This window comes from Sporomusa aerivorans (genome assembly GCF_041428895.1).
Taxonomy (GTDB): domain Bacteria; phylum Bacillota; class Negativicutes; order Sporomusales; family Sporomusaceae; genus Sporomusa; species Sporomusa aerivorans.
This window is the reverse complement of the sequence record NZ_CP156926.1, coordinates 5407226-5421544: the sequence shown is the minus strand read 5'-3', so window position 1 is coordinate 5421544 and position 14319 is coordinate 5407226. Positions and strand designations below refer to the sequence as shown.

General features: G+C 49.1%; 12 protein-coding genes and 1 other annotated feature. Of the genes, 7 read left to right on the top strand and 5 right to left on the bottom strand.

Annotation, left to right across the window (positions count from 1 at the left end):
- Window positions 1–5: 5 nt before the first annotated feature.
- The 6 genes from SATMO3_RS25925 to SATMO3_RS25900 all read left to right on the top strand — a co-directional run bounded on the left by SATMO3_RS25925 (window position 6) and on the right by SATMO3_RS25900 (window position 7743).
- Window positions 6–1046: an aldo/keto reductase gene (locus SATMO3_RS25925; RefSeq protein WP_371373141.1), complete on the top strand. Its 1041-nt coding sequence runs from the start codon at window positions 6–8 to the stop codon at window positions 1044–1046.
- 73 nt (window positions 1047–1119) lie between these two features.
- Window positions 1120–1381 (top strand) — a binding site (T-box leader).
- 67 nt (window positions 1382–1448) lie between these two features.
- The gene (gene ilvB / locus SATMO3_RS25920; RefSeq protein WP_371373139.1) at window positions 1449–3140 is read left to right on the top strand and encodes a biosynthetic-type acetolactate synthase large subunit; all 1692 of its coding nucleotides are present in this window, start codon (window positions 1449–1451) and stop codon (window positions 3138–3140) included.
- A gap of 4 nt (window positions 3141–3144) precedes the next feature.
- A complete protein-coding gene (gene ilvN / locus SATMO3_RS25915; protein ID WP_371373137.1) occupies window positions 3145–3642 on the top strand; it encodes an acetolactate synthase small subunit in 498 nt (165 codons plus the stop codon).
- Window positions 3643–4248: 606 nt separating this feature from the next.
- Window positions 4249–6009, top strand: coding sequence for a formate--tetrahydrofolate ligase (locus tag SATMO3_RS25910; RefSeq protein ID WP_371373135.1), 1761 nt, complete (start codon window positions 4249–4251; stop codon window positions 6007–6009).
- Between the two features lie 199 nt (window positions 6010–6208).
- On the top strand, window positions 6209–7015 hold the full coding sequence (locus SATMO3_RS25905; protein ID WP_371373133.1) for a polysaccharide deacetylase family protein: 807 nt from the start codon (window positions 6209–6211) through the stop codon (window positions 7013–7015).
- Between the two features lie 95 nt (window positions 7016–7110).
- Window positions 7111–7743 carry an HD-GYP domain-containing protein gene (locus tag SATMO3_RS25900; protein ID WP_371373131.1) on the top strand — a complete coding sequence of 211 codons (633 nt, stop codon included), beginning with the start codon at window positions 7111–7113 and terminating at the stop codon, window positions 7741–7743.
- 156 nt (window positions 7744–7899) lie between these two features.
- Here SATMO3_RS25900 and SATMO3_RS25895 read toward each other — a convergent pair whose 3' ends face one another.
- The 4 genes from SATMO3_RS25895 to SATMO3_RS25880 all read right to left on the bottom strand — a co-directional run bounded on the left by SATMO3_RS25895 (window position 7900) and on the right by SATMO3_RS25880 (window position 11360).
- Window positions 7900–8283 (bottom strand): GIY-YIG nuclease family protein, encoded by a 384-nt coding sequence (locus SATMO3_RS25895; RefSeq protein WP_371373129.1) that lies wholly within the window; start codon window positions 8281–8283, stop codon window positions 7900–7902.
- Window positions 8284–8499: 216 nt separating this feature from the next.
- Complete coding sequence (locus SATMO3_RS25890) at window positions 8500–9213, bottom strand: lactate utilization protein C (RefSeq protein ID WP_371373127.1); 714 nt, start codon at window positions 9211–9213, stop codon at window positions 8500–8502.
- 9 nt (window positions 9214–9222) lie between these two features.
- Window positions 9223–10635 carry a LutB/LldF family L-lactate oxidation iron-sulfur protein gene (locus tag SATMO3_RS25885; protein ID WP_371373125.1) on the bottom strand — a complete coding sequence of 471 codons (1413 nt, stop codon included), beginning with the start codon at window positions 10633–10635 and terminating at the stop codon, window positions 9223–9225.
- Complete coding sequence (locus tag SATMO3_RS25880; RefSeq protein ID WP_371373123.1) at window positions 10632–11360, bottom strand: (Fe-S)-binding protein; 729 nt, start codon at window positions 11358–11360, stop codon at window positions 10632–10634. The genes SATMO3_RS25885 and SATMO3_RS25880 overlap by 4 nt, the downstream gene beginning before the upstream one ends.
- Before the next feature lie 149 nt (window positions 11361–11509).
- On the opposite strand from SATMO3_RS25880, the gene SATMO3_RS25875 reads away from it, so the two are divergent.
- A complete protein-coding gene (locus SATMO3_RS25875) occupies window positions 11510–13144 on the top strand; it encodes an L-lactate permease (RefSeq protein WP_371373121.1) in 1635 nt (544 codons plus the stop codon).
- Between the two features lie 127 nt (window positions 13145–13271).
- Here SATMO3_RS25875 and SATMO3_RS25870 read toward each other — a convergent pair whose 3' ends face one another.
- Window positions 13272–14258 (bottom strand): Gfo/Idh/MocA family protein, encoded by a 987-nt coding sequence (locus tag SATMO3_RS25870; protein WP_371373119.1) that lies wholly within the window; start codon window positions 14256–14258, stop codon window positions 13272–13274.
- Window positions 14259–14319 lie beyond the last annotated feature (61 nt).

The window sequence follows — 14319 nt, the reverse complement described above, 5'->3', positions numbered from 1 at the left end:
TGGTTATGCAGTATCGTTTATTGGGCAAAACAGGGTTAACGGTATCAGAAGTCGGTTTTGGCTGTATTCCGATTATCCGTCTGGAGACAAATCAGGCGGTCAAGACGTTACGGCACGCCTACGAGCAGGGCGTCACCTTCTATGATACGGCCAATGCGTATCGCGACAGTGAAGAGAAGATTGGCCGCGCGTTTGCGGGACTGCGCGATAAAATTGTCATTGCCACGAAGACCGGGCGGCGCGACGGAGCGGGCGCGCTGGAACATCTTGAAAACAGTCTGCGGATGCTCCAGACCGATTATATTGATTTGTATCAGCTGCACCAGGTTTCGAATGAACAGGACTGGAAAGTGGCGAGCAGCGCCGGCGGAGCGCTTGAGATTGTAACCAAAGCGCGGGAACAGGGGAAAGTAAGGCATATCGGCATTACGTCCCATAGTCTGTCTATGGCCTTGCGGCTTGTAAAAACCGGACTGTTTAGTACGATTCAATTTCCCTTCAATTTTATTGAAGAGGCTGCTAAGGATGATTTGCGCGAGCTGGCCGCGGCGATGAATGTAGGTTTTATTGTTATGAAACCGTTTGCCGGGGGTATGATTGACAATGCCACGATAGCGTTCAAGTATCTGCGGCAATTTCCTGATATGCTGCCTATTCCGGGTTTTGATTCGCCGGAAGCCGTTGACGAGATTCTGGGCTTGTATGGCGAGCACAATGTTATCACCGACGCTGACCTGGCTCTGATGGACAAATACCGGATCGAGCTGGGTAAACAGTTTTGCCGTCGCTGCCAGTACTGTATGCCTTGCCCGCATGGGGTTAACATTACGCCGGCCATGGGTTACCAGGTAATAGCAGGACGGATGTCACCGGCTGTTGCTATTGAGTTTGCGCGCAATTTCATGGAAACGGCAGCCAAGTGCATCGAATGCGGGGAGTGTATCAAACGCTGTCCCTACGACCTGCCCATTCCGGATATGCTGAAAAAGCACTATGAGATGTATCAACAGCATTGCGAAAATGCCAAAAATAATAACAAGTTGTAAATTATCAGATAAATTTAGTGTTGACACAGAATAGATTTTTCTGTAATATATCAACAACAGCATATGTGAAACTTAAATGACGATGAACGGAAGAGTAGTTATACCGCGATATTGACAGCGAGCTGGGAATGGTGTGAGCCAGCAGTATCAACTATAATGAAAATCATCCGCGAGTTGCGTGCTGAACTTGTTTAGTAAGCCACGCCGGGTTCTCCTAAGGAGAAATTGCCGCCCGTTATTGCGGCGAGGTATCGAGTTATACTCCGTACCTATGAGCGGCTATGGCTTGACCATAGCAATTTGGGTGGTATCGCGGATTAACCTCCGTCCCTTGTCTTAGGGACAGAGGTTTTTTTACTTTTTATGTTAAAATAGTGCAAAGATATGAGGAGGTAAACCGGCTTGAAGATGTTGGGGGCAGAAGCTGTTATTGAATGTTTGAAGGCTGAAGGAGTGGAGATGGTATTCGGGTATCCGGGCGGATGTGTGTTAACGCTGTATGATGCGCTGTTTAAAGCTAACTTTCCCCATGTTTTAACCCGGCATGAGCAAGGCGCCGTCCATGCTGCCGATGGTTATGCGCGGGCCACCGGAAAAACAGGGGTTTGTTTTGCGACTTCGGGGCCGGGTGCAACCAACCTGATCACGGGTATTGCCACCGCTTACATGGATTCTGTTCCCTTAGTTGCGATTACCGGGCAAGTGGGCGTAGCTGTCATTGGCAAAGATGCTTTTCAGGAAGCCGATGTCTGCGGTATAACAACGCCTGTTACCAAACACAATTACCTGGTTAAAAGAGTTCAGGATTTGCCGCGGGTCATGAAGGAAGCCTTTTATATTGCCCGCACCGGGCGGCCGGGGCCTGTTGTTGTTGATATATCCCGCGATGTTTTTAATGCCGCCTTTGATTTCGTGTATCCTGAGACCGTTAACTTAAGAGGTTACAAACCGCTGTTTGCGGGTGAAACCGCGGCTGTGGAGCAAGCCGCCCAAGCATTGGCAGAAGCCAAAAGACCGGTGGTTTTTGTCGGCGGCGGTGTTACTATCTCAGATACTGCCGAGGAATTACGGCAGCTTGTCACTCATACAGGATTTCCGGTGTTTTCCAGTCTTATGGGGTTAGGCTGTGTGCCGTCCGACTGGCCCCAGCACCTAGGAATGGTTGGCATGCATGGTACTTATGCCGCCAATATGGCGACAATGGAATGCGATTTGTTACTGGGGGTTGGGGTTCGCTTTGACGACCGGGTGACAAGTTTAGTCAAGGACTTTGCGCCCAAGGCGAAAATTGTCCATTTGGATATTGATCCGGCCGAGGTTAACAAGAACGTAGGCGCCGACCTGCGGGTGGTGGGCGATCTTCGCTGGTCGCTGCCGTTGCTTTGTCAGATCGCCGCCCGGCGCAGTAAAACAGAGTGGCAAAATTCAATAATCGCGTGGAGTGCACGTGTGCAGGCCTGGAAGCGGGAACAGCCGTTAGTCTACAGCCAGGAAGCTAACTGGATTATGCCGCAGGCTGTCATCGAGACGGTGAGCCGGCTTACCCAGCAGGATACCGTCATTGTCACCGACGTTGGCCAGCACCAGATGTGGACTGCGCAGTATTATAATTTTACCAGGGAGCGAACTTTGCTTACCTCAGGCGGCTTAGGCACTATGGGCTACGGCTTGCCGGCGGCAATCGGAGCGCAGAAGAGTTTGCCTGACAAAAATATAGTGCTAATTACCGGTGATGGCAGCATTATGATGAATTGCCAGGAATTGGCGACAGTGGCCGATAATGAGCTGCCAATTAAAATTTTTGTAATGAACAATCAGGTCTTGGGTATGGTTAGCCAATGGCAGCGGATGTTTTACGGAGAACGGTATTCACATTCCAGTACAAAGGGGCGCACCGATTTTGTAAAACTTGCCGAGGCCATGGGTGTAACAGGGCTGAGGGTAAGCCATCCGGAAGACTTGCTGCCCACGGTGACCAAGGCCCTGCAGATTAGGGGGCCGGTTCTTGTGGATGTACTGGTGCCTCCTACCGAGGATGTATTGCCGATGGTACCGCCGGGAGGACGCCTGGATCAAATGGTGCTGGGAGGGTAACAGGATGAAATATACATTGGCTGTTTTGGTGGAAAATCGCCCGGGCGTATTGACACATATATCGGGACTGATCAGCCGGCGGGCCTTTAATATCGAAAGTATAGCGGCCGGCTATACTGAAGAAACGGATACCACCCGGATTACGATAAGTGTCGAGGTTGATAACGAGGTGGAACTGGAGCAGGTCGTCAACCAGTTATCCAAACTTGTTGACGTAATCAAGATTGTCAATCTTACTTATGTGGAGTCTATTGAGCGGGAGTTGGCGCTTATCAAGGTTAAAGCCAGCAAGTTAAACCGCTCTGATCTCGTGAATATCGTAGAAATTTTCCGGGCTAAAATTATTGACGTCAACCGGGAAACGGTAGCCATTGAACTTACCGGCGAGGAAAGCAAAATTGATGCTTTTTGTGAGGTGCTGCTGGATTTCGGTATTATTGAAATTGTCAGGACCGGCAAAATTGCGCTGTCGCGGGGGCCGGTGCCAGCTAAAGAAATGTAAATATAAAGTAGACTTAGCTTCAGATGGGGTTTTAACCCCATCTGAAGTTTAGTCGCCCTTATCCAGGAACTTAGCCGCACTTACTCCCGCTTATAGAAGCAGGAGTCTTAGTGCGGGTTAGTTACAGGATAAAACTTGCGGCTGTGGCAATCCCCATAATCTGAATAAGGTTGTGGGGATTGTTTCGTACATGATGTTGGAATGTTTTGAATTTTTTTCTGAAGGATGGTAGGAAATACTGAATCAATGTAGAACGTATAACATGTAAGTATTTAACAAGAATTACATTTTAGCCCATGCTTGCTCAACAGGCAGCAGCCTGACAACAGGAGAGCAAATTCATTAAGCAGCAAAAACATAACCCTATTTATGCTTGAATAAGTGAAAAAATGTTCAAATGCAATACTATAAGAATTCTACTAATTGATATTGTCAGAATTTTCTTTCTTAATCTGGGTTTTGCTTACCAATGTCACCTGGTTTTCCGGGCGGCGTAGGGAAACATTGATTAGATTTGGGAGGTGTTGCGGACGAATTGAATGTAGTGCGGTAGTTACATTTGCAATCCACGAATGAGAAGAGAAGAAAAAAGGGGGATTTATTTTTATGGCTTGGGATCCTACAGTATTAAAAGACTGGCAAATCGCCGAAGCGGCAGAAGGAAACATACCCTCTACAGAAAAGTATCAGGAAATGATGGGACTGCAAAAAGACGAAATCATCCCTTATGGCAAAACTCCCAAAATCGACTTTTTAAAGGTAATTGACCGTTTAAAAGATAAACCCGATGGCAAATACATCGAAGTAACCGCCATTACACCTACTCCGCTGGGCGAAGGTAAATCCACCACTTCCATCGGTATCATGGAAGGCCTTGGTAAACGCGGCGTAAATGTAGGCGGAGCCCTCCGGCAGCCTTCCGGCGGCCCGACCATGAACGTAAAAGGTACTGCCGCCGGCGGCGGCAACGCACTCTTAATTCCGATGACCGAGTTCTCTCTCGGCCTGACTGGCGATATCAATGATATAATGAACGCCCACAACCTGGCCATGGTCGCTATGAACGCTAGAATGCAGCATGAAGCCAATTATGATGATGCTGAACTGGCCAAAAGAAACTTAAAAAGACTGGATATAGACCCTAAGAATATCGAAATGGGCTGGGTAATTGACTTTGCAGCCCAGGGCCTCCGGAACATCATCATGGGTCTTGGCGGTAAAAAAGACGGTTTCATGATGCATTCCAAGTTCGGTATCGCCGTAGGCTCCGAATTAATGGCCATCCTGGCTGTAGCCAAGGACCTTGCCGATATGCGGGAACGCTTCAAGCATATCGTGGTTGGTTACAACAGGAAAGGCGATCCGGTAACCACCGGCGACCTCGAAGTAGACGGCGCTATGACCGCCTGGATGCGTAACACCATTAACCCGACCCTGTGCGCCACCGTGGAAGGCCAGCCTTGTTTCGTACATGCCGGCCCGTTTGCCAATATAGCCATTGGCCAATCCTCCATCATCTCCGACCGTATCGGCCTGAAGTGCTTCGATTACCACGTAACCGAATCCGGCTTTGCCGCCGACATCGGTTTCGAAAAGTTCTGGAACGTAAAATGCCGCCTGAGCGGTCTCAAGCCCAATGTCTCCATCCTGGTGGCCACCGTGCGCGCTCTCAAGATGCATGGCGGCGGACCTACCGTTGTTCCGGGACGCCCGCTGCCGGATGAATACACCAAGGAAAACCTGGGCCTCTTGGAAAAAGGCTGCGAAAACATGGTACACCTTATCAACGTTATCAAAAAATCCGGTATCAAACCGGTGGTTTGCATCAATGCCTTCTATACCGACACTCCGGCCGAGCATGCTTTGGTTAAGAGAATTGCCGAACAAGCCGGGGCGCGGGCCGCGGTATCCGAGCACTGGCTCAAAGGCGGCGACGGCGCATTGGATCTGGCCGATGCCGTTATGGATGCCTGCAAGGAAGAAGTCAACTTCGAGTACCTCTATCCGCTGGAAATGCCGCTTAGACAGCGTGTTGAACGAATTGCCAAAGAAGTCTATGGCGCAGACGGCGTAGACTGGGCGCCGCTGGCTGAAGAAAAAGCCAAGAAGTTCGAGTCTGATCCTAAGTATGCCGACTACTGCACTATGATGGTTAAGAGTCACCTGTCCCTGTCGCATGAGCCGACCTGGAAAGGCGTACCCAAAGGCTGGAGACTGCCGATCCGTGACATCCTCGTTTACGGCGGCGCCAAGTTCCTCTGCCCGATGGCCGGCGCTATCAGCCTGATGCCGGGAACCAGCTCCGACCCTGCTTATCGCCGGATTGACGTCGACGTTAAGACCGGTAAGGTCAGCGGCTTGTTCTAATTTGCCGGGCAGCTTTGTGGCTGCCACTGAAGGAAGTTGAATAAGAGTAAGCAAACACCCATAACATACTTTATAGTGTGTTATGGGTGTTTTTTAACTACAACTGCCGTAATATGTAAAGAGGATTTTGTCGTCCAGAGGCAGAACAGGATTAGCAGCGGGATAATATAGCGAAATATAATAGACTTTGAAGGTGATTATGATGTTCTTATGGCGCTCGCTTGTTTGTTTACTGCTGGCAGTATGCTTCGTAGGGGGAGGCAATACGGCCCAAGCCCAGTATAGCAACGGTATTCCGGTGTTGCTATACCACCATGTGAGTGACGACAAGACCGAACTGCCTGAGTTGACTGTGACAACGGCGGAATTTGAACGGCAGATGGCCCTTTTGCACGGCGCTGGTTTTTCGACCATTTCGCCGTCGCAGCTTAATGCCTATATGGAGGAAAAAACGGTTAGTTTGCCGGCAAAGCCTATACTCATTACCTTTGACGACGGTTATGATGATAATTATTTCAATGCTTTTCCGGTATTAAAGCGCTTCGGTTTTAGCTCGGTAATTTTTATGGTTGGCGTAAATATTGACAGGGAAAAGCGGCTATCCAGCCAGCAAATCCGGGAAATGTCCGATGCAGGAATTTTTTTTGGCAGTCATTCGGAAACGCATCGTAATATGACCACTTTATCTGCTGGCGAGCTTCGACATGAGGTCAAAACTATAAAACGAAAACTTGAAGCGATTACTCAGCGTGATACCGAACTGTTTTCCTATCCTTACGGGTACTATAATATAAGCGCCTGGGAGGCTGTTGAACTGGCAGGGTACAAAGGGTCTGTTACCGTTTTGCCGGGACTCAACAAACCAGACCGGGACAATCAGTTCTTGCTGCGCCGGATCCCCATTTATAACGATACTGATTTTAATGCACTGTTTTTACTCCTGGATCAAAATCAGCCCAAAACCAAATTGCTGCAGTACTCACCCGTTTTAAAAAAAATAGGGTGAATACAGGCAAAAGCAGGAATATGTTAACAAAATGAAGAATTATTTAGCAGAATATTAAGTTATTATTATATATTTTGCTAAATATGGTGAATTTTGTGCATAATCCTCAGCAAGCCGCACCATCGATACTTAATAAGGTGAATATGGAAGCCATCGAAGAGTTCTGCCGGCAGATTTACTATTGTGATCCATATACCTCCATGCATGCCGAGCATGTGGCCGAGCTTATGGCCGGTTTAGCCAGCCAAATGTGCATGTCTGCAGATGAGATTAATTTAGCCTATATCGTGGGTCTGATTCATGATGTCGGCAAGATAAAGATCCCTAATGACATTCTCACTAAGCCTGATAAACTTACTGATGAAGAGTTCGGGATTATGAAGCTGCATTCTGAGTACGGGGCCCAGATACTGGCCGGCATTGACGGTGCGGAAGCCGTTGTGCCCATTATGCGTCATCATCATGAACGGTATGACGGCAGAGGATATCCTGAAGGCTTAGCCGGCCATACTATACCCTTATTGAGCAGGATGCTTACCGTCTGCGACGCCTTTGATGCGATGACAACAAACAGATGCTACCGCAGACCGGTCACGCTGGAAGAATGTATTGCTGAGATAAGGCGTTTTGCAGGCAGCCAATTTGATCCTGAAATTTGTAATCTGTTTATTGAGTTTTTAGAAGAACGGTTTGGCATTGTAGCTGTAACGGCTGACTGCCGGCCATAAAAAGCATCTCCGGGAAATCGCAGGAACCCCTGGAACTTACCCTTGTAAGTTTCAGGGGTTTTGTGGTGAAAGTACAGCTTTTGCCTGAGTAAAGGCAAAAGCGGCTTCCACTTCGCCAACGCCTTGGCGCAAGCCGTGTTTTTACTGAGCAGCAGGCTATACGTTCGTCAAAGGCGTGACGGAAGCCGGTGCTGCTTTGTTATAACCGCGCTCGCCAAAAGGCTGCAGATTCTCTAACCATTTTTTCTCCAGCTTTTTCAAAGCCGCTTTGGTATCCATAATTTCGTCTTCTTTCTTTCGTAGCACCTCCAGAACTTCAAAAGTAAAAGCCGGTTCGCCGAACTGGTTCCAGTCGTCCTGCAGTCCTTTATTCCGGTATACGCCGGCCATAAGCTGCATGCGCTGCCCGGTCAGAGTTTTTAGATTAGGTGTACTGCCAATGAAGATTTTGTTATTTTGTGTATTCTTAATCTGATAAACACCCGCCTGCGGTTCAAAGGTCTCCTTGTACTCTAATTTGAGCTCTTTACGCCTGTCCATTATATTAGCCTCCTGTTATATGCTGCCGTACACTAACAAACGGATTCATCTTGATTTCATAGATTAATACGAAAAAGTTTATTAACATAAGATACTTTATGATTATATCTAGAATGTATCAAAGGATAAGCAAAAGACAACAAGTGGCAGGGATAACTGATCAAACCACTTTAGTAGTACAGCAAACTGGGCTTGCAGAAGGCAAGCCCAGTTTTTTTACGGTTCATCATCGATTACAACGGCCCAGACCCGAAACGGTCCATGGACGCCAATAGACAGATCCATTTCAATATCAGAGGTCCGGCTGGGACCTGTTATAAAGTCGATAGCCGACGGCAGATCGCCCTGGCCCCGCCGTTCAATCAAATGCCTCATAACGGTGGACATGGTCGGGACAATATTGGACGTATTCATGACCGCAATGTGTGTTGCCGGCAGCAAGCTAACCGAGCGGCCTGTTGTTGTCCCGTTAAATAAGGCGATTGTTCCGGTATAGCCGATAGCGTAATGAACCCAGGTAATACCCACATCGGCTTGTTCGGCTGCGCCAATCAGGTCGGTACGGGCGGTGTCGCTGTTCCAGAAAGTAGTTTTGACTGCCAACTGGGAGAAGTCGATGTACTTGCGTAGTTCAGGGTGATCCCAAAGTACTGCCGATTTTGCATTCAGCAGTTTAAGCCACAGTTTTATCTGATTGGTGGCTTCAGTTCCTGAGTTGACAATGGCTACTTTACCGGTCAGGGCTTCCAGATTAGCTTTAAATAATTTTAGCGGCTGATCGGCTTCAAATTGCTGTTCCCGCCAAAAGACCGGCGGGCCAACTTCCTGGCGTTTGGGAGGTTCAGTAAGGATTTTATCCCGTCCCAACGCTTTGGCCACGGTTTGTAAAAACAAGGTTTCCCGTGCAAGATCAACATGTATTTCAGTCATATGCTCACCCTATTTCTTGCGTTTTTCCCATCGGTCGCGGAATGTGACATCGGCAGCCGCCGGCAGGTACCGGGAGTTGGTCCAATTGGAGAGTAGCGGTAATTTGGCAGTAATGTAACCGTTTTTTACCAGTGGTTTTTGTCCCAAAGAAGCGGCCTTCATAGCGAACTTGTATGTGCTGGGCAATTTGAAGAATTGCCGCCACATACCAAAGGCGAATTTTTCAAATACCTTGGTGTGGCCGGCATTGACTCGCCGTTCGCGCAGTTTAAAGAGCAAATCCTGCAACGGGATTTTGGCCGGGCAGGCGCTGGTGCAGGCCGCGCAGAGCGTCGAAGCGTAGGGCAGCTCTCCCCAGAAAGTGAGGTCGTTCTCAAGGAGCGGTGTGATGACTGAGCCTATGGGGCCGGCGTACACCGAACCATAGGCATGTCCGCCAATTTGGCGGTATACGGGGCAAACATTAAAACAGGCGCCGCAGCGAATACAGTGGAGTGCCTGACGGTATTCGTCATCAGCCAGCAGGCGTGAGCGGCCATTATCCACGATGACCAGATGGAATTTTTCACAACCGTCGATATCGCCTTGTTGCCGGGGACCGTTAACGACCGAAACGTAACTGGTCAGTTTCTGGCCGGTGGCATTACGCGGCAGCATAGACAGTACGGTTTCCAAGTCTTCGAAGGTCGGAATAACCCGCTCCATGCCCATGACGCTGATAACAACCTTGGGCAGGGCTGTTGCCAGCCGGGCATTCCCTTCATTGGTAACCAGGGTAATAGACCCGGTTTCGGCAACAGCGAAGTTACAACCGGTAATGCCGATGTCTGCCCTTAAGAATTCGCCCCGCAGCGTTTTACGAGCAAACAAGGTAAGGGCCGGGGTGTCGGTTTTTACTTTTTCACCGGCAACCTTGGAGAATAACTCGGCAATTTGAAACCGGTTCTTATGGATGGCCGGGACAATGATATGAGACGGTGTTTCGCCTGCAAGCTGCAGGATGTACTCCGCTAAATCGCTTTCGACCACCGTCATGCCGGACTTTTCCAGGGCCGGGTTCAGGTGAATCTCTTCGGTAACCATGGATTTGGATTTAACGATGCGTTTGGCGTTATATTCCTTGCATAGGCCGGTAATGATGGCGCGCGCTTCTGACGCAGTCAGGGCAAAATGCACCTGTCCGCCTGCCTTTCTGACATTCTCGGTAAGCATTTTTAAATAATAGTCAAGATGGTTTACTGTATGCTGGCGGATTCTTTTGGTCTGCTCCCGCCAGTCCTCCCAGTTGGGAAGCTCCCGGGCCGCTTTGTCCTTGTTGCCGCTCAGGCGGTCGACAGCTTTGCGGACCGCTTGTCGCATCTGGTCATCCTTGAGTGCTTTGACTGCTCTGTCCCGTAGGTGTAGTGTGGGTTTTTCGCTCACGATCTCATCCCCTCATCTAGCAATTCGGCTACATGCATAACCCGTACGGCCGCTTTTTGCTTTTGCAGCCTGCCGGTAATATTCATCAGGCAGCTTAGATCGGTGCCAATAAGAACACTAGCCTTGGTTTCTAAAATGTTTCTTACTTTTTCATCCACCATTGCTTCCGAGATTTCCGGCAGTTTTACCGAAAACGTCCCGCCGAAACCGCAGCAGGCCTCTTCATGGGGCAGTGGCACATAATCAATGTCCCGGATGTTTTGGAGCAAAGTCCGGATATATTCGTCGGTATTCAGGAAGCGGCGGGCATGACAGCTGGAATGGTAGGTCACGCGATGAGGAAAACGGGCTCCCACGTCATCCTTATGTAGTACCTTAACCACGAACTCACTGAACTCATACAGCTTTCCAATCAGTTCTTTGGCTTGCCGGTACTTTTCAGGATCCTTTTCAAACAAGACTGGGTAGTATTCTTTGATGGCAGTGATACAGGAACCGGCAGGTGCGACAACATACTGACTGTGCTGAAAGGCCGTGAGCATGGTTTCGGCAATCGGCCGGGCATAGTCCCAGTAGCCGCTGCTTAAGGCCGGTTGTCCGCAGCAAGTCTGTTCAGGCGGGAAATCCAAGGTTACGCCAAGCTTTTCCAGGACGCGCACCATGGCTTCCCCGACATGCGGATACATGCTGTCACAGATGCAAGTTATAAATATGGATGCATTCATTCCCTAGTACCTCCAAAACAGAAAATATCGTCTGGCAGTCAGGCTTTTATAGTGTGTGCATTATATCCAGCATTATCCTGTGTTTTTTTTTGCTTTCAGGCAGACAATAAAATAACTTGGAGAATAGTACTGGGGAGGGTAATCAGGTTATGACATGGACGCAAGAGTACATCCCATTAGGCAATCTGGCTTTATCCGCATTGGCTGCCGCTATCCCGATCGTCGTGATCTTTTATTTACTGGCCATTCGCCGCGCTCCTGGGCAGGTGGCGGGGATTTCAGCGCTGGTAGCTGCTTTTCTGGTAGCCGTATTGATCTATAAGATGCCCGTTTCAACGGCCCTGATCGCTGCCATTATGGGTATAGCTTACGGCGTTTTCCCTATCTTCTGGATTGTAATTACGGCCATCTTTATCTATAACATGACAGTTGAAACAGGAAAGTTCGATATCATCAAAAACTCGATTGCCACCATAACCGATGACCGCCGTCTGCAGGCTTTGCTGATCGCCTTTGCTTTCGGCGCTTTTCTGGAAGGAGCGGCAGGCTTTGGCACTCCTGTGGCCATATCTGCCGGGATGCTTGTTGGCCTGGGATTTAATCCGTTATATGCAGCCGGCTTGTGCCTGATAGCCAATACAGCGCCGGTAGCCTTTGGCGGTATTGGCATTCCGATCATTGTAGCCGGGCAGGTGACTGGCATTGACACTATGAAGATTAGTCAAATGGTCGGCAGGCAATTACCGTTTATTTCCGTATTCATTCCTATTTGGCTGGTTGTGCTTATGGCCGGCTGGAAGGCTACCATGGAAGTAATGCCTGCCTGTCTTGTAGCCGGTGTGTCTTTTGCTGTGCTGCAGTATTTATCTTCAAACTTTATTGGTCCTGAACTTCCGGACATACTTTCTTCACTGGCTTCTATTCTGGCGCTGACGGTATTTCTGAAATCCTGGAAGCCGGCCTCAATCTGGCGTTTCCCGAGTGAGCAGGGCAACAAAGAAAAAGCAGCCGCTACCTTGCCATCCTATACGTCGGGGGAATTGATCACTGCCTGGGCTCCATTCATCATCCTTACCATTATGGTTATTCTCTGGGGTCTAAAACCAGTTACTAACCTGCTAAATACCGCCACAATTTCTGTTTATGTACCAGGGCTGCATAATGTTGTTACCCAGGTTGCTCCCATTGTAAAAACACCTACGGCAATGGCCGCCGCTTATAAAATTAACTGGCTCAGTGCGGCAGGCACCGCGCTGTTTATTGCCAGTATCTTATCGGCCGTTATCCTTGGCGTGAGTCCCGGACAATTCTTCAGTATTTTCGGCAAAACCTTCAAGCAGCTGACTAAGCCATTGATAACAATCCCGTCTGTGCTTGGTCTGGCCTATATCATGAATTATTCCGGGATGAGTTCGAGCCTGGGCCTGTTTTTGGCGGGGACCGGAACGTTTTTTCCCTTTTTCGCGGCGTGGCTCGGCTGGCTAGGGGTATTTCTTACCGGCTCGGATACATCAGCCAACGCCCTGTTTGGCAATTTACAGGCAGTGACAGCCCAACAGGTCGGGGTTGATCCTATACTTACCGTAGCGGCCAACTCATCAGGCGGCGTTACCGGCAAGATGATTTCACCGCAAAGTATTGCCGTAGCCACAGCCGCCACCGGACTTGTCGGTAAAGAAGGAGACTTGTTTAGCTTTACTGTCATTCATTCGATTGCTCTGGCTGTAATCGTCGGGATTATGACCTACCTGCAGGCATATGTACTGGCCTGGATGATTCCCTAGCCAGGTATATGATTAATGAAAAACACCGACACTGGGGTGGCGGTGTTTTTCCTGCGCTGTTTATAAATAAATGACCCTGCAGCAATACGTCTGTGGCTTCGAACGGCGTAGTACTAAATCCGGGTTATTAGCTTTCGCAGGGAAACGTAAGTCCCCATTTGGCGCGGACTTTGTCCAGTAAACGCATCATATCCAGTGTATTTTGATGAGTCATTATGGCGCTTTCTGTTTGTCCGCCCCGCAGGCATTTCTCTGCTTCACGGATCTGATACTCAAAACCATTGACAGCAAACGGGCAGTCGACGGTGTACCTGGTACCGTCGGCTTTTTCCACGCTAAATCCTTCCAGCGCCGAAAAGCCAGGCAGGACAATCTGACCTTTGGTACCGTAGAGAACGGCCTGGGGGTCGATAATGCTGCCGATGGTTGCAATTAAGTGCGCTGTTACACCATGTTCATATTCCAGCATGATACTGTCGAATTTGTCGGTGCCGTATTCGCCCATAATGGCGCTGGCATGAAGGGCTTGCGGTTTATAACCAAGCAACATGGCGGCTACGCCGATTGCATAAACGCCAATATCCAGCAAGGCTCCGCCGGCGAGGCCGGGATCGAATTTGCGAATATATCTGGCCCCGGTCGGCGCAAAGCCGTACTGGGCCCGGAAATGGGTCAGCTCCCCAATCTCGCCGGCGGCAATAGCCTGGGCCAGCTGTTGGTAGGCGGGGAGAAATTTGGTCCAGAAGGCTTCCGTAAGAAATAGCTGCTTTTCTTTAGCCAGCTCAATAAGGGCTTCGGCTTGAGACGCATTGACGGTAAAGGATTTTTCGCAAAGAACATGTTTGCCATTTTCCAGACATAGCTTGGCATTATCAAAGTGAAAAGAGTGCGGGGTAGCGATATAAATAATATCAATTTCCGGGTCTTGGACAAGTTCCTGATAATTGCCGTAGGCCGTGGGGATGTTGTACTCCCTCGCAAACTGCCCGGCTGTTTCCCGGCTGCGGGATGCCACTGCCTTTATGGCGCCGCAATCAGTTAACCGGGATACAGTAGCGGCGAATTTTTTGGCAATTGTTCCTGTGGAAATTATACCCCACTGAATTTGTCTCATAATAATCAGCCCTTCTTTCTTGTTTTTGAACGTGTGTTCGTGATACTATTTAGTTGTCTGC